This window comes from Actinobacillus porcitonsillarum, assembly GCF_003101015.1.
Taxonomy (GTDB): domain Bacteria; phylum Pseudomonadota; class Gammaproteobacteria; order Enterobacterales; family Pasteurellaceae; genus Haemophilus_A; species Haemophilus_A porcitonsillarum.
The window spans coordinates 1499438-1522480 of record NZ_CP029206.1; the positions used below are offsets into that span (position 1 = coordinate 1499438).

The following is a 23043-nucleotide window of genomic DNA, read 5'->3' on the forward strand; positions in this document are numbered from 1 at the left end:
TATACTTTAAATTATGAAATAAGAATGTGAGCTATATCAGATTTTCAACATTTAAGCGGTTTTTTTAACAAAAAATTAGCAAATTTTTAGTATATTAAAAAAATAAATAATGAGGAAATTTACTTAAAATCCTTTTTGATAAGCATATGTAGATATTGTAAAATTAAAGAAGAATTTAACCGCTTTAGTCTCAGAAAAATGAAAAATTTCGCAAAAAATATTTATACAGTAATTCTAGGTTCTAGTTTTTCTTGTCATATTTTAGCCAACCAACCTGATTTCTCTCGCTTAAACCAAATAGATGCAGCGCAACAGCAACGCCAGAAACAATCTCAGCAGGTGCAAGATAAGGCTTTGCAGCCACAGGCAGATGTCCGTTTAGATACCGCTCAGCAAACTTTAACGCTTTCCAACCACGAATATCCTTGTTATCCCATTCATCAAATTTCACTGTCAGATTATGACTCGCCAACCTCAAAAAGCCAATTTCAATGGGCATTTGAACAAGCCGCTCGAGATTTAAAACTAACCTTGCCGCACTGTTTTGGTGGGGAAGGTTTAGGTATTTTAATGAAGCAAATTCAAAATCGAATTATTGAAAAAGGTTATGTGACAACCCGTGTGGTAACTCCTGAGCAGGATTTGCGTGGTGGGCAGCTAAATTTAACGGTTATCCCCGGGCGGATTGGCAATACCATTGTAGCCGATAGCGGTGTAGTACCTCGTTTTACGCGTTTACATGCGTTAACGGGGTTTACTTTTTCTAAAGGCGACTTGTTAAATGTGCGTGATATTGAGCAGTCTTTGGAAAATTTAAAACGCATTCCGAGTGCAGAAGCAAACATTGAGATTCTACCGAGTGAAAGCGAACAAGCACAGCTTGGTGAGAGCGATTTAAAAATCAGTTATGCACAAGCCTTTCCTTTTCGGCTGAACATTGGTTTAGATGATGCCGGTTCAACCTCTACGGGGAAATTTCAAGCCAGCGGAACGTTGTCGTTTGATAATATGTTCTCGGCAAATGACCTATTTTATACCGCTTTCACGCATAGTTTAAAAACGCATAATGATGATAAAGGCAACCGTGCCAGCAAAAATCTAACCTTCTATTATTCAATCCCTTTTGGTTATTGGACACTTTCTGCTTCACAAACTTACAGCCGTTATCATCAAGAAGTCTTCGGAGCCTTTGATAATAACTACCTGTATGCCGGTGAGAGTAATACCACCAAAGCAACACTTTCTTATCTACTCTATCGAGATAGCAAACGCAAAACGTCCATTTCGGGGAGTTTTTGGTCTCGTCAATCACATAATTATATGGATGGTTCGGAAGTTGGGGTTCAACAACGCCGAATGGCAGGCTGGGAAGCTGGGCTTTCACATAAAGAATATTTGGGCAGTGCTACATTTGAATTATCAGCGAATTATAAACGAGGAACAGGTGCAAGGGGCGCATTATCTGCACCGGAAGAGCTTTGGGGCGAAGGGACATCTCGTCCACAAATCATCTCGGCTTCAATCGATTTTACCCAACCGTTTATGTTAGGCGAACAACCTTGGCAATATCAAACCGGTTGGAATGCGCAATGGAACAAAACACCATTGATTGCTCAAGACCGTTTTAGTATTGGTGGGCGTTATACGGTGCGAGGATTTGATGGCGAATTAACGCTTTCTGGTGAACGGGGCTGGTTATGGCGTAATGAATTGGCTTGGAACGTGAATGGCAAAGGGCAACAGCTTTATTTCGCTTTAGATGGTGGACGAGTGATGGGCTGGGCAACCGAATCGCAATTAGGTCATCATTTAATGGGAATGGCGATGGGCATTAAAGGTAGCTGGCATGGCTTTTACTACGATGTTTTTGTCGGTAAGCCAATCAGCAAACCACAAGGTTTTAAAACATCTAACGCTGTAGCAGGCTTTAATGTAGGTTATAGTTTCTAATAAAAATTTTTGAAATAAGGATTTAAAAATGAATAAAAAATGTTTCCGTGTGATTTTTAGCAAAACGCTTCAGCGTTTGGTGGTAACCTCTGAATTAGCCAAAACAGAAGGCAAATCCTCGGAGCAGGCAAGCGGTGGGTTTTCGTCATTGTTTTGCAAAATTCGACCGCTTACCTTTAGTCTTTTTTGTGCTTTAGGCTTTGTCGCTTTTTCTAATACGGCGTTGGCGAACCTGATTATTCAAGCGGATAAATCTGCCCCGAAAAACCAGCAACCGATTGTGCTGCAAACCGCAAACGGTTTACCGCAAGTGAACATTCAAACCCCGAATGATAAAGGGCTTTCCCACAATAAATATGCCAAATTTGATGTCGATACCAAAGGGGCGATATTGAACAACAGCCGTACTAATGTGCAAACACAGCAAGGCGGTTTAATTACGGGCAACCCTTATTTGGCAAGAGGGGAAGCGAAGGTCATTTTAAATGAGGTCAATTCCTCTGACCCGTCGGTGTTAAAAGGCTATGTCGAAGTGGCAGGCAAAAAGGCGGATGTGATTATTGCCAATCCGTCCGGTATTCATTGCGAAGGGTGTGGGATTATCAATTCCGACCGTGCGACCTTCACAACAGGTAAACCACAGATAAAAAACGGCAACTTAGAAAGCTTTGTGGTGGAAAAAGGGAAGGTCAAAGTATCGGGCAAAGGGTTGGATAACAGCCGAGTAGATTACACCGAGATTATTGCCCGAGAAACGCAAGTCAATGCTGGTGTTTGGTCGAAAAAAGAAGCCAAAGTGATTACCGGTAAGAATACCGTCAAGCGGTCGGAAAATTCGACCGATTTGCAAATTATTCACAGCAATCAACCGCTTGCGGATGAAGCTCGTCCACAGGTGGCGGTGGATGTTGGCGAGTTGGGCGGTATGTACTCAGGTAAAATCCACCTTATCGGTACTGAACACGGTGTCGGGGTACGTAATGCAGGACATATTGGAGCGAGTGCGGAAACCCTCAAAATTGACAGCGAAGGTCGCATTGTCAATACCGGTACGTTAAATGCCAACCACGCCGTTCAACTGGTAGGCACAAAAGGCATTGAAAACCGAGGCAAAATCGAAAACCGCCAAGGCGACATAACCTTTAACACAGCAGCTGATATTCAACAAGACGGCTCGGTGGTGGCTCGTAGTGGCAATATTCATCAAACGGCACATCAAGCGATCACGCAACAAGGCGAAACGGTGGCAAAAGGGCGTATTACCTACAAGGCGCCCAAGGTTACCGCTTCAACCTCGTCCTTAATTGCCGCCGGTGTAGAGATTCAAGACACTCCAAACGGCGAAACCCGTACTCTTGAAAAAGCGAGTGCCCAAGGGCAATCGATTGTAGTCAACACGACCGGAAAAAGCACGTTACAAGGCAAAGTGTTGGCGTCGAATGTCCAAGTCAATGCTGCTGAGGCGAACCTCGATAACAGCCAAATCTACGCCTATGCCCTGAATGTACAGGCGAAAGCGGGCAACATTCAAGCGGATAATGCCGTGCTGATGGCGGAAAAAACGCTCAATCTTACCACGCCAGCCCAACTTCAAACCCAAAACAGCGTGCTGAAGGCGGAAACGCTGACCACCCAACAACGCTCACTGAATACCAAAGGTGCCATTTGGGAGCAAACCGGCAGCGGCGAATTAAAGCTCAATGTTGCCGATAAACTGCAAAATCGTGGCGGTACTTTTAAAACCCAAGGGGATTTAACTGTTCATGCACAGGGAATGGATAACCAACAAGGGCGTTTGTTGGCGAAAGGCAAGCTGACGGTCAATGCTGCTCAAGGTAAAGTAAATTCTAGCGGTGGGATTTTAGTTTCTGAGCAAGATATTACACTGAATTCAGGCGAATGGCTTAATGACGGCGGTTTAATTCAGTCTCATCAAAATGTGACGATAAATACCCACGGGCAAGCGCTCTCGAACCAACACACCTTAACAGAGGCGCAAGATAAAGGCATTGTGGCGTTGGGGCAGTTAAATATTCAGTCGTCCAATCTTTCCAACCAACAAGGGCGAGTGGTCAGCGGTGGCAATCAGCAGCTGACTGCCACGAACGTCAATAACGACCAAGGTTTGGTTTATACCCAACAAAACCTCGCCTTAAACGCACAAAACCTGACGAACCACCACGGCATGTTCAATGCCACCCAACAGGCAACCTTGGCATTGAGTGGGAATTTAAGCCAAACGGCAGGCACGGTTGAGGCGGAGCGTATCACGCTTTCGGCGCAAAATCTGCACAGCCGTGAGCATAGCCGTATTGTGGCAAATCAAACGGATTTAACGCTGGCGAATCAGTTGGATAACAGCAACAGCTTGATTCAAGCGAAAACGGCAGCTTTAACGATTTCAAGCCAAGCATTAAATAATACAAAAGGGGATATTCAGAGTTTACAAGGTCGTGCTGATATCAATACCCATCAACAAACGCTTGATAATACCGCCGGTAAAATTCGCTCAAAATCTACGCTGACGTTAAATAGCGGAAAATTAGATAACACCCAAGGTGCGATTCATAGCGAAAGTGATATTTGGCTTGATACCCATCATCAAACATTAACCAACCAGAACACCCTTTCATCAGAACAAGGGATCGTGGCATTGGGTAAATTGACGCTAAAAAGCGCAGATTTGGTTAATCAACAAGGTTATATTGCAAGCCGAGAAGCACAAACGTTAAACGCTCGTGCGGTTGATAACTCGCAAGGTTTGATCAAGGCAAATCAGGCATTGACGTTTGTTGCACAGTCAGTTGAAAACAAGGAAGGGATCATCTCAGGGAAGACGGTCGCTAATATTTCTGTTGCTGATCATTTTACACAAACAGCCGGGCAGCTTGGGGCGGATACACTGTTGTTAAATGCTGCTCGTTTAACGAGCGAAGAGGGCAGTTTGATCTCGGCAACGAAGGCAGATATTCAAGTCTCAGGGCAGTTCAGTCATCAACAAAGCCGTTTAAATACGGTTGGGGATCTTACGGTTCAAAGTCAGGACTTAAACAATCTGCTTGGGGTTATCAATAGTGCTGGAGGAAATATCGCTATTCAGACCCAAAAACAGCAGTTGAATAATACTCGAGGTCAAATCACGGCAAAAGGTAAACTGACGGTTAATTCAGGCGAATTGCAGAATCAGGCAGGTTTGCTTTATAGCGAGCAAGATATCAAGATTAATACGCATGGAAACACGTTAAATAACCAACAAACCCAAGGTCAAAATCAGGGAATTTTAACGCTTGGCAATTTAACGGTGAATTCAGGGAAATTAGATAATACTCAAGGCGTGATTTCCGCTAAATCTGTGCAATTGAATAGCACGGCATTAACCAATCGTTTAGGTCGTTTGCAAAGTAATGAAGATTTATCGTTGACGACTCAACATCTTGAGAACAGCCAAGGGATCATTTCAGGTGCAAAAAAGGTGACTTTAACGGTTGCGAAAAGTTTACAGCAAACGGCGGGACAAATTGGTGCGGGCGAATTAATCCTCAATGCCGGCTCACTCCAATCAACAGAAAAAAGTGTGATCTCGGCAGATAATGCCACTTTAACGGTTCAGCAGGCATTAACCAATACGGACAGTGAAATCTCTGCGACTCATCATCTTGCGATAACAAGCCAAGCACTAGATAACCAACGAGGTTTATTGCTTGCTGAGCAAGGCAATTTAACGCTTAACACTCAACAACAGCAGATCAATAATCAGCACGGTAAAGTGGTTGCCAACCAGAAACTACAAGTTGAAAGTGGCGCATTAAATAACCAAAACGGCTTGGTGCAAGGGAAAACCGGTGTCAGTTTAAATACGCACCAGCAATCGTTGGATAACACCTTAGGCAAAATTATCAGCCAACAAGCCTTAACGATTGCCGCCGGTGAGTTAAATAATCAGCAAGGTCATATTCAATCTACGCAACAAGCCGACATTCATTTGGGGCGTGCGACATTGAATAACGCATTGGGTGTGATGAAGTCTGAAGCGGATTTACGTTTAAATGCCGGTGTCGTGCGTAACCATCAAGGTGTGGTGGATGCAAAAAATCTGCAAGCGGATCTCATTGCTCTTGAACAAGAAGGGGGCGTGATTCAGGCGAATCAATCGCTCAATTTAACGGCAAGCGGTCAAATTTCTTCCACAAATCACAGTTTGATACAGGGCGAAAATCTGCAGCTTGCGGTTGCCGGTCAGCTTAATAATCAGAAAAGTGAAATCATTGCTAAGCAAAATGCAACGCTTAGCAGTGGACTGCTCAATAACAATCAGGCGGCGATTGTGGCAGAGCAAGGTAATCTTGAGATCTCCACCCACCAACAAGCCCTAACAAACCAACAAGGGAAGTTAAGTGCCGGCGCGAATTTGACGCTTGAAAGCGGCGATTTAGATAACACCGCCGGTTTGATTCAAAGTCGCCAAAATATGACGATTCACACACATCAAGGCAATTTGAATAACCAACAAACGCAAGTCTCTGCACAAAATAAAGGGATTATTGCGTTAGGCGAGTTAGCTTTAACAACGCAAAATTTCCTGAACCAACAAGGTTATTTATTAAGCCAAAAAGCGCAGACGGTAAGCGCACGCAACATTGAAAATGAATCAGGTGTACTCGCTTCATTGAGCGGACAAAAGGTCTCGGTGCGTGAAAATATCACTAATCGCCAAGGCAGAATCAGTGGGGAATCAACAACCCTTACTGCACAAGCCATTGATAACCAAGCCGGTTTATTGCAAGGCAGCCAAGATCTCACCGTTCAAGCGCAAGGTAATTTGAACAATGCGAAAGGACAAATCAAAGCACAAACTGCACTGGACGTAGCCGCTCACACTATTCATAACCGTGAGGGACAAATTCGAGCAACGGCAGGAACGTTATCGCTTGCCGCAGTCTCCGACCTTGATAACACTTCGGGGAATATCACAGCAAAACAGCAAGCAACCGTTGAGGCGAAGGCGTTAAACAATCAACAGGGCTTGGTGTATAACGAACAAGGTTTACTCCATCTCAATGTGAAGCAAGCCCTTGATAATGCAAACGGTAGCGTGATCAGCAAAGATACGTTTGTGATCAAAAGCGATTCATTCAACAACCAACGAGGCACGCTCTATGCTGAAAACCAAGGCAACATTCACGTCAATGGTTTATTGGATAACCGACAGCTGGGCAAAATCCACGGTTTGGGCGAAATGGCAGTTCAAGCGAACCAGATTGATAACCGAGGTGGCGAAATTCGTACCCAACATAAACTGGTACTGAATGCAACGGCGGATCTCAACAACCAAAAAGTGAGTAACACCGGCTCGTTTATTGAAAGCGGCAATATCTTGTCTATTCATACCGCACAACTGAATAACAGCCAAACCAAAGCCACGAATGAAAAAATGAGCCAAGGGATTTTAGCCTCGGCGCTAACGATTTCAGCGCAGGCGCTGGATAACCAACAAGGGAAAATTCATAGCCGTGTGCAAGGCGATTTACAGATACAATCGAACCTGAATAATCAGCAAGGCGAAATAACCGGCGGTGGCAATGTCGCGATTCAGGGTAAAGCACTGACGCTTAACAACCAAAATGGGCGTTTGCAAACGGTGGATTCGCTTTCCCTTTTTGCAGATGAAGTGACGACCAACGGGCATATTGAAGGGCGAGATATTACGATTCGCCAGCAAAAAGATTTTGTAACGAATAACCACATCAATGCCGACCGAAGCTTATCCATTAGCACGGCAGGTAATCTGACCAATCAGCATAACTTATATGCCGATGAGCAAGTTACCTTAAATGCCAACCATATTACCAACCGTATTGATGGGCGCATCAGTAGTGCCAACACGCACATTACTGCAAAAGGCGATTTAACCAATGAAGGGTTAATCAACAGCGTGAGTGCCGATGAAAATGCCCAAACCGTGATTAAGGTGGGCGGTCGTTTAACCAACACGGGCAAAGGACGCATTTATGGCGATAATATTGCCCTGCAAGCGGATAAGTTTGAAAACCGCGATAAAGATTACGGCAACGGCGAAATTCTCTCTGCGGTGGTAGCTGCACGTGGGCGTTTAGATATTGGTGCACGAGAAATCGAGAATAACACCAGCTATTACCTTTCAGATAACCAAGTGGGTGCAACACTTTTCAGTGTGGGCGATATGAGCTTTGGTCGCATCTTAAATGGGAATAATCAAGTAGAAGGCAAAGCAGATGTGTTGCGTAATAACAGTAGTGTGATTGAGTCAGAAAGCCGTATTCGTTTTGGGGTGGATAAGGTTTATAACAATAATACACACTTTACAGTGGAGCATGTTGAAGAAGGTAAACCCAATAAGGATATTACGTTATTACAAGATAAAACAAAACCAATCAATGAGCACTATATCATTCCTAAAGATGGCTATGATAAATTACCTGCAACGTTCATCAACACCTTGAAAGAAGAGAAAGGCGCGCTTTCTAATAGTCCGTTTATCCCTATGAAATATCTCAAATGGGTTGGTTGGAGCCGAGCAGGACAATTAGTTTACCAAAGTGATGGTACGAAACCTGTAGAATTAAAAGCAGGAGATAAGATTACACCTGATATGGTGCTTGCTGTTCGCAACCAAATGAACTGCGATGAATATGGTGGAGAGAAGGCAAAATGTAACTACGATCCAGCGGGTCAATATGGGATAGATAGTCCAATTTGGGCACATTTTAATGCAACAGCTCCAGCTGAGGCTGCACCATTATTTCCATTTGATAAATTAGAAGCTCAGCCTTGGTACAAAGAAGCCGATTGGTTCTCACTTGATGATAGCACAAAAGAATTTGATACCTTTAAAGTACCGGAAGATCCGGGTAGTGCGCCAAGCAAGCCTAGAAAACGTTTTTTTGAGAAAGAAGAGGTTTATCAGAAAAGAGTTGAGGAATATGAAAATCAACTTGTTGCATATACATTAGCAAAAGAAAAATGGGATTTCTATCGTACGCATATTGAACCTTATACGATATGGGAAAATAAATATAAGGAGGCTTTGACAAAAGTAGATGAGGGTATACAAAAACATAACCAAGATCGTATCGATAAACTCAAATTACCTTATTATCGTCGTTTTTGGGATATTAAATTAACCCATCATCGTGAAGATGAAAGTAAAGTCTTGACGACCGTTGCAGGGCAAATTATTGCTGGCGGAAATTTAGAAGCCAATAGTCAGTCTTTTGTGAATAATCGCAGTGTGGTGATTGCCGGTCAAGATATGTTGCTCGAAAATAAAATTAAAAATGAAGATGAAGAGGGCAGACATCGCATAACAGATACAGGTAAAAGTGAATACACTTACAGCCGTTGGCGTGGAGGATTTAGACGTTATCATCAGCGTAAATGGGACGGTGAAAATGATTACACCCGCATTATCGAAACGCCATTTAATATGCAGGTGGTTCGAACAGAAAAATACGTAAATTATGCTGATAACAAACAAACCGATGATTCACTCAAAAACAAAACGCTTCATCAACTTTCGTTAAGCAATGTGAGCGTACAGAATGACGTGCTCTCTGCACAAGGGAACAAAACGCTGGGGGGATTAAACTCGCTCGGTTCGGCTTCGTTTACCTCATTGGGCGGAACGGTGCATCAGGTGGATGCATTAGATGCTTGGTCGGGCAATGGGACGACTGTAGATGTTCAAATGCCGGCAGGGAAGCAAGATGCCTTCCAAACCTTGCGTGATGATGCCTTCAAACCGACCACGGTGGCGAATAACAATGCCAATACCCCGGCTCGCCCACTGGTACGCATTGCCCTGAATGAACAGCAAGAAGTGCGGAGTATTCAGCCGAATTTAGTGATTCCGCAGAATGTGCTGTATCGGGTAAATGCAAATCCGACCAACCGTGTACTTGTTGAAACCGACCCGGATTTTACCAATCAAAAACGTTGGTTAAGCTCGGATTATATGTTCAACGCCTTACGCTATGAGCCGAATGCGGTGCAAAAACGCTTAGGCGACGGTTTTTATGAGCAGCGTTTGGTGCGTGAGCAAATCAACCGTTTAACGGGCAGAAATTTTGTGGGCAACTACACGGATTTTGACAGCCAATATCGTGGCTTGATGGATGCCGGTGTAACCTTTGCGCAAAAATTCAACTTACGCCCGGGCATTGCCCTTTCGCCAAACCAAGTGGCACAGCTGACGGCAGATATTGTGTGGTTGGAAAGTGAAAGTATTACGTTACCAAACGGCAAAGTGGAAACCGTGTTAGTGCCGAAAGTGTACGCCTTGGCGAAAAAAGGCGACATCACGGGCAACGGTGCGTTGCTTTCGGGTAACAAAGTGATTCACAAAGGTGGCGAGTTTATCAACAGTGGCACGGTTGCCGGTCGTGAACTGGCGCAGTTTGACAGCGAGAGTATTCGCAACAGTGGCAACATCAGCGGCGGTGCAGTTGTGGGCAATGTGCGTGGCGATATGGAAAACCTGGGTGGCACAATAGAAGCCGACCGGGCGATATTGCTGAATGTTGCCGGCAACTTTAAGCATTCCAGCCAAACGCATACGACTTCTGTGAATGAACAAGGCTATCAACGCACCGACACTACGATTGGTCGCAAAGGCTTGTTACACGTCAAAGGCGAGAACGGCACGCTGCAAATCCAAGCGAACAACATTACTCTTGCCGGTGCAGACATTATCAATGACGGACAAGGTCAAACCTATCTTTCTGCAAAAAACAACTTAAATCTGACCGCTTTATCGGTGGGCTTTGACGAGAAAATGGGTGGTGGAAACCACTACCGCAACGAGGCAGTACAAAGTGTTGAAGTCAGCCGTGTACAAGGCAAAGGCGATGTGGTGCTAAGCGGTCAAAACATTTACAGCGAAGCGGCACAGTTGGAAGCGAAACAACGTTTAGCCTTGTTAGCGGAAAATGATGTTGTACTAAGTTCGGCAACCACCTCCAGTGCGCTAACGGAATATCACCACACAAAAAGCGGTGGGGCGTTCGGCAGTTCGAAGAAAACAACGTTAGATAGCAATCAAGACAAAACCCAAGTTGGCACCACATTGGGCGGTGGCGAGATATTGGTTTCTGCCGGTAATGACCTAAAAGCGCAAAATCTTCAAGCGATTGCCGATAAGGATTTACACCTACAAGCGGTCAATAACGTCGACATTTCTGCGGATACGAACTACTTTAAAGAAACGCATTTTGAGCAAAAATCGAAGTCGGGCGTATTCTCGGGCGGCGGCATTGGCATTACCTTTGGCAAAAAATCCGAAACCCACGAAAGCGAAGCGGAAGGCTGGCAACAAAGTCAAGCACGCAGTACGCTGGGCAGTGTGTCAGGCAATGTGAGTGTGAAAGCCGGCAATCACGCCCATCTTTCAGGCACAGATTTAATTGCTTCTAAAGAACTCGACAAAGCCATTACGATTGAAGGCAAATCAACTTACATTGGTGCAAGCGAAGACGAGTTAAGTTCAAAAGAACGCCACGAGTATAAACAGTCGGGCTTAACGGTTGCGTTCAGTTCAGCAGTCACCGATGCGGCAATGGCAGTGCAGAGTAGCTTAAAACGTTCGGGGCAAGTCAAAGACGAGCGTTTAAGCCAACTGCTGAAAGTGAAAGCGGCAAATGAAGCGGTTGAAACGGTGCAAAAAGCCAGCCAAGCGATTGACGCAATACAGAAAGCAGGTAACGTGAGCGAGGCGCTAGCCAATAGCGATGCGAAAGTCTCGGTAAGTGTTGGGGCAAGCAAATCCGTCTCCACCAGCCATACTCAACAAACGACTCACCAAGGTAGTGAGTTAAGTGCCGGCTCGGTTACAGTTCGTGCCACTGAGGGCGATAACACGATTGTGGGCTCAAAAATCAACGCCAAAGAAGCGACCTTGGAAGGCAACAACGTTACACTACTCGGCACCACCGACAGCCAAACCAACCGCAGCGACAACAAGAGCAACAGTTGGAGCCTGGGCGTGTTTGTGGGCAAATCGGGCGGCTCGACCGGTTTAGGTATTGAAGGGGCAGCAAGTGTAGGCAAAGGGCATGCTAACAGCGACTCGCAGGTGCAAAACCACACGGAAATCAACGCCGACCGCTTAACGATTAACGCGAAAGAAACCACGACCTTAAAGGGCGCGACGGCGAATATCAACCACTTAGCACTTGATACGAAAAATCTGCATATTGAAAGCGTGCAAGATATTGAGAAATATGACAGCAAGCAAACGCAAGGTGGGGTAAAAGCGGCATTTGCGTGGGGAAGTGGTGCAAGTGGCTCAGCCCAATTTAGCCAAAATAAGGCGAATGTGGATTATGCTCAGGTTAATCAACAATCGGGCTTTAACATCAACGAAAGCTCAAACATCAACGTTGAAGAAAACACCCACTTAAAAGGCGGTGTTATCAATGCGGAAGGACAAAAAGAAAACCACCGCTTAACCACAGGCACGCTCACGACAGAAAGCATTGAAAACCGCAGTGATATCAAGGTTAGCACCATCAGTGCCGGTGTAAGTTCGGACATGACACAAATGGCAACTTCAGCCATGGGTGCGGCATTAAGTGCGTTAGGTAATATGAACGAAAGCGAACGTAGCCAAACGCAATCGGCGATTAGCTCGAATATCAACGTGCAAATTACCGACAGTGAGAAACAAAAATCCCTCACCGGAAAAACGGCTGAAGACACCTTACAAAGCCTAAACCGAGATGTGGCAAATGCGAATCAGAAGTTGGAGAAGCAGGATTTACAGGCTCTGCAGGAACGCCAAGAAGCAACCCAAATTGTGGCAGAAATGGGAGCAAAAGCGGTCGGTGATTTAGCTAAAATGATGAAGTGGGAAGACGGCAGCCCACAAAAAATCGCCCTTCACGGCTTGATTGGCTATCTTTCAGCGAAAGTCGGCGGAGGGAACACCGCAGCCAGCGCACTTTCAGCAATGGGCAGTGAATACATCAACACCGAAATTGCAAATTATCTGCAACAAAACACCGCTTTAACGGCAGACCAACGCAATGCGATTCAACAGGCAAGTGCGGCAGGCTTGGGGGCGTTAATTGGTGCGAGTTTAGGCGGCGACAGCAACACGGTAAACCAATCGGCACAAATGGCGTGGAGAACAGAGAAGTTTAATCGACAGCTGCACCCTGATGAAATGAAATGGATTAAAGCGCATGCAAAAGAATTTGCTGAGCAGGAAGGATTAACTGTTGAAGAAGCAGAAAAACGCTTGAGCCAACAAGCGGAAAGAGATCTTGATATTCTTTGGTTCTTAAAATTAGATTTTACCACTGATGATAAAGCAAAAGCTTTTTTAGCCTCTCAAAATAATGCCACCTTCATTGATAGCAAAGGTGATGTTCAACATTATTTTGTAGCTAAAGATAATGATTTTTGGACACCAAGAAAATATGCAAGTGATGCGTATGACTATATGCAAGCCACAGGCGATAATTTCTATGGCAGAAACTTACAAACTGACACAACAGTTTGGGAAGGAACCAAGGATAAATTAGGTAAAGCTTACGACCATATTTCTGAAAATAAACTTGAAACTGCTAAAGCTGTGGGAAATGCTGTCATTGATGGTGTAGTGGAATGTAGTTCTGATGTCACGGGGTGTTTAGGTAATTTTGTTGCTGAACTCTGGACTAAAGGAACATCTAGCGCATCAGAAATGGGTAAAAATCTTGTGTTAAGTGATCAAGAAAAAATCAATGCACTTTATGGTCAAGATGTTGAAAAAGAAATGGTTGCTGTATCAAGTTCTCAATTTATTGGAACCTTAACAGAAGCATTAGGTATTGGTAAAGTAGCTAAGATAGGAGGTGAGGCTGTTGTTGATGGAATGGGAACTATTGTAGAAAAAGGATTGAAATCTATTGATTTACAAAATCTATCTAGAGGAGCGACACTCAAACTTCCTGATGGCAAATATACATATTTAGGCGATGGTGTATTTGAAGGTCCTGATAAGGGGAAAATTATTAATACGGGTAAAGTTGATCCTGCTACGGGAAATTCTATTTATCAGAGAATAAATCCTAATGGAAGTTTTAGTTCATCTTTCTTAATGATTTCGGATGATGGAACTCAGATTAGAACAAATAAACCCAAAGAAGATAGATTAACAATACATCAAATAGAAAAGAATAAATTAGCAGGAGAACAATTTGAGCAAGAACAATATGAAAAATTAGTCTCTGAAGGTTATTCACCTCAAAAACAAGTAATAGTTGAAACTCCTAGTGGAGTAAGGACTATTTTAGATTTTGTTATAAAAGAAAATGGGATTGATATTTGTATTGAGTGTAAATCATCTGCAACGGCACCATTAACTAAGAATCAAAAAATAGCATTTCCTGAAATAAAAGAAAAAGGAGCTATTGTTATAAGTAGTGATAAAGAGGGATATCCAAAGGGAACCCTTATTCAACCAACAGAAATTAAAATAGAGAGAAAATAAAATGAGTATTTTAGATAAAAATAGCATTGATATTATAAATATTGAGGGTAACCAGTGTTTTTTAATTATTACCGACCATTTAGAATGGAATGATGAGCATCTCTATTTTCTCAAAGATAAACTAAATCTATACCTTTATTATTTGGAGAGTGGAGAGGTGTATTTAAATACTTCAGAAGCAAAAGAGAAAGAGATGGTAATAAAACTAATATGTAAATTCAAACCAAGAAAGTACGATATGATTATCTTGAATAATATTAAAGATGCTCTAAAAACCCAAAATGTGGATTTTATATATGAGATAGCGATTAAGTAGAAAGTGTTCCATAATGTATGCAGTTTATAATTTTACCTTTTTAGAAGCCTTGAAAATACAGGTTTTTTCATTATAAGAATTTTTCACAGCATACAATGTGGAACACAGGAGTGATACAAGTGATTAAAGGTATGTCACAGGAAGTATATATTGATCTAAGAGGGCAATCTTATAGTAATAAAGATCTTATTGATAGCCTTGTTAGCGGAAAATGATGTTGTACTAAGTTCGGCAACCACCTCCAGTGCGCTAACGGAATATCACCACACAAAAAGCGGTGGGGCGTTCGGCAGTTCGAAGAAAACAACGTTAGATACCTATCAAGACAAAACCCAAGTTGGTACGACATTGGGCGGTGGCGAGATATTGGTTTCTGCCGGTAATGACCTAAAAGCGCAAAATCTTCAAGCGATTGCCGATAAGGATTTACACCTACAAGCGGTCAATAACGTCAGCATTTCTGCGGATACGAACTACTTTAAAGAAACGCATTTTGAGCAAAAATCGAAGTCGGGCGTATTCTCGGGCGGCGGCATAGGCATTACTTTTGGCAAAAAATCCGAAACCCACGAAAGCGAAGCGGAAGGCTGGCAACAAAGTCAGGCACGCAGTACCTTGGGCAGTCTTTCAGGCAATGTGAGTGTGAAAGCCGGCAATCACACCCATCTTTCAGGCACAGACCTCATTGCGTCTAAAGAACTCGACAAAGCCATTACGATTGAAGGCAAATCAACTTACATTGGTGCAAGCGAAGACGAGTTAAGTTCAAAAGAACGCCACGAGTATAAACAGTCGGGCTTAACGGTTGCGTTCAGTTCAGCAGTCACCGATGCGGCAATGGCAGTGCAGAGTAGCTTAAAACGTTCGGGGCAAGTCAAAGACGAGCGTTTAAGCCAACTGCTGAAAGTGAAAGCGGCAAATGAAGCGGTTGAAACGGTGCAAAAAGCCAGCAAAGCGATTGAAGCAATACAAAAAGCAGGCAGTGTCAGCGAAGGGTTAGCCAATAGCGATGCGAAAATCTCGGTGAGTGTAGGCTCAAGTAAATCCGTCTCCACCAGCCACACTGAACAAACCACCCATCAAGGCAGTGAGTTAAGTGCCGGTTCGGTCACTGTTCGGGCAATGGAAGGCGATAACACGATTGTGGGTTCAAAAATCAACGCCAAAGAAGCGACCTTGGAAGGCAACAACGTTACGCTACTCGGCACAACAGACACTCAAACCAACCGCAGCGACAACAAGAGCAGCAGTTGGAGTGTGGGCGTGTTTGTGGGCAAATCGGGCGGTTCGACCGGTTTAGGTATTGAAGGGGCAGCAAGTGTAGGCAAAGGGCATGCTAACAGCGACTCGCAGGTGCAAAACCACACCGAAATCAACGCCGACCGCTTAACGATTAACGCGAAAGAAACCACAGCCTTAAAAGGCGCAACGGCGAATATCAACCACTTAGCACTTGATACGAAAAATCTGCATATTGAAAGCGTGCAAGATATTGAGAAATATGACAGCAAGCAAACGCAAGGTGGGGTAAAAGCGGCATTTGCGTGGGGAAGTGGTGCAAGTGGCTCAGCCCAATTTAGCCGAAATAAGGCGAATGTGGATTATGCTCAGGTTAATCAACAATCGGGCTTTAACATCAACGAAAGCTCAAACATCAACGTTGAAGAAAACACCCACTTAAAAGGCGGTGTTATCAATGCGGAAGGACAAAAAGAAAACCACCGCTTAACCACAGGCACGCTCACGACAGAAAGCATTGAAAACCGCAGTGATATCAAGGTTAGCACCATCAGTGCCGGTGTAAGTTCGGACATGACACAAATGGCAACTTCAGCCATGGGTGCGGCATTAAGTGCGTTAGGTAATATGAACGAAAGCGAACGTAGCCAAACGCAATCGGCGATTAGCTCGAATATCAACGTGCAAATTACCGACAGTGAGAAACAAAAATCCCTCACCGGAAAAACGGCTGAAGACACCTTACAAAGCCTAAACCGAGATGTAGCAAATGCGAATCAAAAACTGGAGAAGCAGGATTTACAAGCTCTCCAAGAAAGTCAAGAAGCGACACAAATTGTGGCAGAAATGGGAGCAAAAGCAGTCGGTGATTTAGCTAAAATGATGAAGTGGGAAGAGGGTAGCCCACAAAAAATCGCCCTTCACGGCTTGATTGGCTATCTTTCAGCGAAAGTCGGCGGAGGGAACACCGCAGCCAGCGCACTTTCAGCAATGGGCAGTGAATACATCAACACCGAAATTGCAAATTATCTGCAACAAAACACCGCTTTAACGGCAGACCAACGCAATGCGATTCAACAGGCAAGTGCGGCAGGCTTGGGGGCGTTAATTGGTGCGAGTTTAGGCGGCGACAGCAACACGGTAAACCAATCGGCACAGATGGCGTGGAGAACAGAGAAGTTTAATCGACAGTTGCACCCTGATGAAAAGCAAAGAATTAAAGATCTTGCCAATGGCGATAAAGAAAAAGAAGCACGTTTAACGGCGGCTGCTTGTGCTTTAGTACATTGTTCAGCTCAAATTCCAAGTGATGATCCGGAATATGCCAAAGCGAAGGCATTGGAAGATTTGGGGAATAGTGCGGAATTTGCGAGTGAAAGAGCATTACTTTCTAAACAATTTGGTACGATTGGTGATGATGCTTTTGCTGCCGGTACATTAAAACCAATGTTTAATTACAACAATGTTTACCGAGCCAAAGATTATGATGATGCAAATCTGCAGGTGCTGACACGAGTAGGAGGAGCCGCTCAGTCGGTTGGAGGTGCAGCGGCAACTGTTTTTGGTGTAGGTATATGTGAAACGGGAATGGGTTGTGTTGGAGGTGTGCCAATTGCTGCGTATGGTGTAGATAATGCGGTGGCAGGTGCAAGAACAATATATTCAGGCAAATATCACTCGACAATCGGCGCAACAGCATTAGCGGATTTGACGGGCATAAATCCGGAAACGGCGGAGCTTATTTATAGCTCTCCATCAATGGTGTTTGGTGCAAAACCAATCGCAATGGGTACGGCTAAAGCAACAGGTGCAGTGGCTAATGAAGTTGCTCGTGTTGGTAGAGATGTTAAATATGTTGCTGGAGAGTTAGGGAAGGATATTAAGGTAGGGGCAAGTTATATTAATAATTCAGCTCAGACAATGTATGTTCATTCTATCAATACAGCAAGAGATGTTACAGAGCAAGGACTGAATACGGGAGCTATCATTACCAGAAATTTAAATAATGCAATAGAAAATACAGGCACCAAGAAATTTGGATTAGGTGTTGTCGGTGGTGGAGTTGGAGAGCTTGTTGTTGAAAGCCGTTCTTATTCAGAGGGTAAAAAAGACATCACACCAACAAACTTAATCGGAACAACAAATAACATTTTGAAGTCGGGATTAACGGGAGGGATTACAGCTAATACAAATACATTACAGGCTTTAGGGATAAATACGGTATCTAGCATAACTTTAAAAAATCAAAGCGGTAATGAAGCGTTTAAGGAAAATATAATATCATCTTCAGTTGGTAGTGCTCTTGGATATAGAGGCTTTTTATCAGAACCTCTGTCAGGTAGTATTAATTCAATATTGACTGATGAAGCAAAGAAAAAATTGGAAAAATATAGTAATAAAGGAGTTGAGTGATATGAAAAAACTTTTTATTGCTATATCTCAATGTGTTTTGGCTACCGTAGTATTTTATATAATGATAGTTATTCTTTCCGGTTTTGATTTTAGTATAAGTTTTATATCAATTTTCTTTGATGTTTTTCCTATAGTTGTAGTTATAAAAATACTAAATTTTCTTGCGGGAAGTAAAAAAATATAAGGAGTTGGGAGGTGTTCCACAAAGTATGCTGTTTATAATTTGACCTTGTTAGAAGTCTTGAAGATACAGATTTCTTCATCATAAGAATTTTTAATAGCATACAATGTAGAACACAGGGGTAATACAAGCGGTTGTTTATGATTAAAATTTTGCAAATTCTAGCGGTAAATTTACCGCTTGTATTCGATACAAGTGGCGTTTCGCTTGCTCGCCCACTGGTACGCATTGCGCTGAATGAACAGCAAGAAGTGCGGAGCATTCAGCCGGGAGGTGTTCCACAAAGTATGCTGTTTATAATTTGAACTTGTTAGAAGTCTTGAAAATACAGGTTTCTTTATCATAAGAATTTTTAATAGCATACAATGTGGAACACAGGGGGTAAAATAGGATTTATTTTTCATGATATTAGTATGATTTATGAGCTGTTTTACGCCTATCAGTTGTCCTAAATGTTCTTCTTGTCAAATTAAGAAAAACGGTAAAAAGCCGAATAATAAACAGAACTATTTATGTAAATGTTGCGGTAGGCAATTTATTGGCGATCATGCTTTAACTTATCGGGGGTGCCATTCAAAAATATCACAACGTATTCTAATTATGCTCGTTAGAGGCTGTGGTATTCGGGATGTTGCGGCAATTGAAAAAGTCAGTTGTACAAAAGTATTATCCGTTTTGTTAAACGTTAGAGATGTTGAATTGCCTCATCACTGTTTTTATGAATCCATTGAAATAGATGAGTTTTGGACTTTTGTAGGACGAAAATCAGAAAGGGTTTGGCTTATTTATGCTTTTGATCGAGTAAGTAAGAAGATTATTTCTTATGTATGGGGGAAACGAAATTCTGAAACGGTAATGCGGTTGAAAATACAACTTTGTAAATCGCAAATTTCATTTCGTTATGTTTATTCGGATAAGTGGATCTGTTTTAGAAAAATATTTAAGGGATATCCTCATTATTTGGGGCGAAAATATACGATTGGAATTGAAGGGAATCATTGTTTATTAAGACATCGTGTTCGCCGTTTTTTTAGGAAAAGCTGTAATTTCTCGAAATCATTAAAATATCATTTTAGTGCATTTAGGTTAATGATTTGGTTTTCTCTTTCGGGTTGTTTAAGCGGTTTAATTTTGTAAATTTTTTGCAAAATTAAACCGCTTTTTGCCTAAATTCTGATTCTTTATTTACATTGACAAAGACCATTACAAACATCGCCACGTAAATTATGATGGTGGTTATGTTGATGAGAATAAAATGCGACATTTTTAGCGAACTGATCACCAAAGAAATGAATAAAATGCGGATCATTTGTAACCATTTCAGGTGTGCCGGCACAGCAAATGTGGCGATTTACGCAGAGTACTTCGTCTGTATTCGCCATTACGATATTTAGATCATGAGAAACCATGAGAATGGCGCAATTTAACCAATTGCGAGTATTGTTAAGCAGTTGGTAAAGCTCTGTTTGACCATTTATATCAACGCCTTGCATTGGTTCATCTAAAACTAAAAGTTGTGGGCGATCTAAAATGGCTCTCGCTAATAATACGCGTTGTAGTTCTCCACCCGAGAGTTTTTGCATGCTATTATTTGCAAGATGTTCAATAGAAAATAAACGTAGGGCTTCAGCAATAGCATCTGATGTACAGCGTGGTTTTAATGATAAAAACTTAGTTACCGTAATAGGCATTGAGTGGTCAAGATGCAGTTTTTGTGGCACATAACCGATTTTCAGCCCTTTTTTGTGTTCAACAACGCCCTGAGTTGGTGCGAGTAATTTGAGCAAGACTTTAAGTAAGGTCGATTTCCCTCCACCATTAGGGCCAACAATAGTTGTGATTGAATTAGCGTGAATGGTTAAATTGATATTTTGTAAAATGTTATTGCCATTAAAATTGACATTGATTTCTTTTAAACGAACCAAAACATCGTCTTTGTTTGGTGTTAAGGTTGTTTGTTGTTTAGGCATGATTTTGTTAATTCGCATGACAGATAAAGGATAAATACTAATAAGCGGTCAAATTAGCGGATTTTTCTGTAAATGACAAGATGGAATTTTTCTTTTACAATCTTGTCAGAAAATTTTGTAAAGATTTAAGAATAAAGCGAGAGATATTTTGCAACATGTTATTTTAGCTAGGGATCGTAGAAGAAAAAAGAAAAGAATAAAAATTTTCTTATTCTTACTTGCGATGCTTTCGGTTTGTATTGGGATAGCCCTTTCATTTAAAGATAAGGCATCCTTACAAACACCAGAACAAGAAAAAGTCGTAATTTTGGATGATATAGAAGAAAATCAAGTTGATGATCAAGTCGAAACAGCGGAGGGCGTTTCAGAGACCTTTGTTGATTTAGCAGATAAAACCGCAGAAAGCGTACCGACTATTATAGAAAAAGAAAGTGTGACAAACGAAGCTGTTCCTAATGATGATCAAGCTGATGAGCAGGAGCAACATGTTCAGGAAGAAGATGTCAATGCAACATCTTATGATGACGAACTTGCATCTGAAGATGATGAGGAATCTGAAGACGGTATAGTAGAAGCTAAAAAATCTCTAGAAAAGTTACCGGAAGAAGCTGAAAAAGTGATTTCAGAGGTTATTGATATTGCTGATGAGGCTCTGCGAATTCAAGATCAATTTAGCTATGTCGTGACCAAAGGGGACAAATTAAGAAATGTTTTAGAGCAATCAGGTTTAGGTAGTTCGGTAGCTAAAGCATTGATTCGTCAATATCCAGCATTAGGGGATTTAGAAGCCGGGCAACAATTCTACTGGATTTTGGATAATCACGGTGAATTAGAATACATGAATTGGCTAGTTTCTGAAAAAGAAGAACGAATTTATGAAAAACAAGAAAACGGGAAGTTTTCATATCAAAAAATTGAGAAAACCGGTACTTGGCGACAAGATGTTGTAAAAGGTATTATTCAAGGAAGCTTTGCTTCGAGTTTAAAGGATGTGGGGTTGTCTGATCGTCAAGTGAACCAGTTGGCAGTTGGATTGCAATCACAAATCGCAACAAGTAAACTTAAAAAAGGTGATCGATTTGCGATATTGGTTAAACGTGAATATATCAATAATACAGTTACCGATGTCGGTAATGTTGAAGGGATATTGATTGTTAGTGGAAATAAGCGTTATTACGCAATTCAGGCAGATAATGGACGTTATTATAGCAATTATGGTGAAAGCTTAACGAATGGGTTTGCTCGTCATCCATTATTATCTGCAGTAAGAATTTCATCGCCTTATAATCCGCGTCGCTTACATCCTATTACTAAGCGAGTAAGACCGCATAATGGCGTTGATTATGGTGTGCCAACGGGGACGCCTGTTATTGCTCCAAGTGATGGTGTTGTAGAACATGTTGCTTATCAAGCAAGAGGTGCTGGGCGCTATATTAAAATTCGCCACGGACATATTACGACCGTATATATGCACTTAAGTAAGTCGCTGGTTAAAGTTGGTCAATCGGTTCGTAAAGGGGAGCGTATTGCATTATCGGGAAATACAGGGGGATCGACAGGGCCTCATTTGCACTATGAATTCCATATTAACGGCAGACCGGTTAATCCAATGACAGTAAAATTACCAGGATCTAGTTCTGGTATGGAAAATAAAGAGCGTAAAAATTTCTTAGCTCGAGCGAAAAGTATCGAAGCGAAATTAAAACTTTAATACAAGGAATCATTAATGAAGAAAACTCAATGGGCAATGTTAAGCCTTGCATTTGTTATCAATCAAGCAATGGCAGATGATGCTAATTTAAAAAGTACTTTAGAAAAAATGGGCGCAACCAATGTGAAAATCACGGACTCAGCTATCCCTGATTTTCGTATGGCAACTTCAAACGAGGGTGTAGTTTATATTAGCAAAGATGGTCGCTATGTCTTAAATGGGCAAATTCAAGTGCTAGAGTTAAAAGATGGGAAAGCTACCGATGTTACTCATAAAGCACAGATGAGTGAATTAAATGCACTAAGCAATGAGATGATTGTTTATCCAGCAAAAAATGAAAAGCATGTTGTTACGGTGTTTATGGATATCACTTGCCATTATTGTCATTTATTACATCAACGCATTAAACAGTATAACGAGCAAGGCATAACGATTCGTTATCTGGCTTTTCCTCGTGGTGGCATGAACACCCAAACGGCTAAACAAATGGAAGCGATTTGGACATCTGAAGATAAATTGAAAGCGTTAAATGATGCGGAAGACGGGAAATTACCAAGTGCATTGAAAACGCCAAATATTGTCAAAAAACATTATGAGCTAGGTATTAAATTTGGTGTAACAGGAACGCCTTATATGGTAACGGATAAAGGTGAAGTGATTGGTGGATATGTAGAGCCCAAAGAATTGGCAAAAATGTTAGCTGAATAAATATATCTAAAATCATTTGGACACAAGCGGTTTGATTTTGTAAAATTT

At 42.2% G+C, this 23043-nt stretch carries 10 protein-coding genes; 9 read left to right on the plus strand and 1 reads right to left on the minus strand.

The window, feature by feature from the left end; translation table 11 throughout:
• Nucleotides 1-198: 198 nt before the first annotated feature.
• From DDU33_RS07280 to DDU33_RS07305, 7 genes are all read left to right on the plus strand, one after another.
• Nucleotides 199-1950: a ShlB/FhaC/HecB family hemolysin secretion/activation protein gene (locus DDU33_RS07280; RefSeq protein ID WP_108924096.1), complete on the plus strand. Its 1752-nt coding sequence runs from the start codon at nt 199-201 to the stop codon at nt 1948-1950.
• A gap of 28 nt (nt 1951-1978) precedes the next feature.
• Entirely contained in the window at nt 1979-14458 is a 12480-nt protein-coding gene (locus DDU33_RS07285) for a two-partner secretion domain-containing protein (RefSeq protein ID WP_108924098.1), read from the plus strand.
• A gap of 1 nt (nt 14459) precedes the next feature.
• On the plus strand, nt 14460-14774 hold the full coding sequence (locus DDU33_RS07290) for a DUF6572 domain-containing protein (RefSeq protein WP_108924100.1): 315 nt from the start codon (nt 14460-14462) through the stop codon (nt 14772-14774).
• A 189-nt stretch (nt 14775-14963) separates the two neighbouring features.
• Nucleotides 14964-18425 carry a hemagglutinin repeat-containing protein gene (locus DDU33_RS07295; RefSeq protein ID WP_108924102.1) on the plus strand — a complete coding sequence of 1154 codons (3462 nt, stop codon included), beginning with the start codon at nt 14964-14966 and terminating at the stop codon, nt 18423-18425.
• A 1-nt stretch (nt 18426) separates the two neighbouring features.
• On the plus strand, nt 18427-18609 hold the full coding sequence (locus DDU33_RS07300; protein WP_108922510.1) for a hypothetical protein: 183 nt from the start codon (nt 18427-18429) through the stop codon (nt 18607-18609).
• A 137-nt stretch (nt 18610-18746) separates the two neighbouring features.
• Complete coding sequence (locus DDU33_RS10880) at nt 18747-18911, plus strand: hypothetical protein (RefSeq protein WP_157951831.1); 165 nt, start codon at nt 18747-18749, stop codon at nt 18909-18911.
• Nucleotides 18912-19026: 115 nt separating this feature from the next.
• Nucleotides 19027-19743: an IS1 family transposase gene (locus tag DDU33_RS07305; protein ID WP_108924104.1), complete on the plus strand. Its 717-nt coding sequence runs from the start codon at nt 19027-19029 to the stop codon at nt 19741-19743.
• A gap of 44 nt (nt 19744-19787) precedes the next feature.
• Here DDU33_RS07305 and znuC read toward each other — a convergent pair whose 3' ends face one another.
• Nucleotides 19788-20576, minus strand: coding sequence for a zinc ABC transporter ATP-binding protein ZnuC (gene znuC / locus DDU33_RS07310; protein ID WP_108924106.1), 789 nt, complete (start codon nt 20574-20576; stop codon nt 19788-19790).
• A 223-nt stretch (nt 20577-20799) separates the two neighbouring features.
• Between znuC and mepM the strand changes: the two genes are divergently transcribed.
• Both mepM and dsbC read left to right on the plus strand, forming a co-directional pair.
• Nucleotides 20800-22287, plus strand: coding sequence for a murein DD-endopeptidase MepM (mepM, locus tag DDU33_RS07315; RefSeq protein ID WP_108924108.1), 1488 nt, complete (start codon nt 20800-20802; stop codon nt 22285-22287).
• Nucleotides 22288-22302: 15 nt separating this feature from the next.
• Nucleotides 22303-22995, plus strand: a complete 693-nt coding sequence (gene dsbC / locus DDU33_RS07320; RefSeq protein ID WP_005819479.1) for a bifunctional protein-disulfide isomerase/oxidoreductase DsbC — start codon at nt 22303-22305, stop codon at nt 22993-22995.
• Nucleotides 22996-23043: the final 48 nt, after the last annotated feature.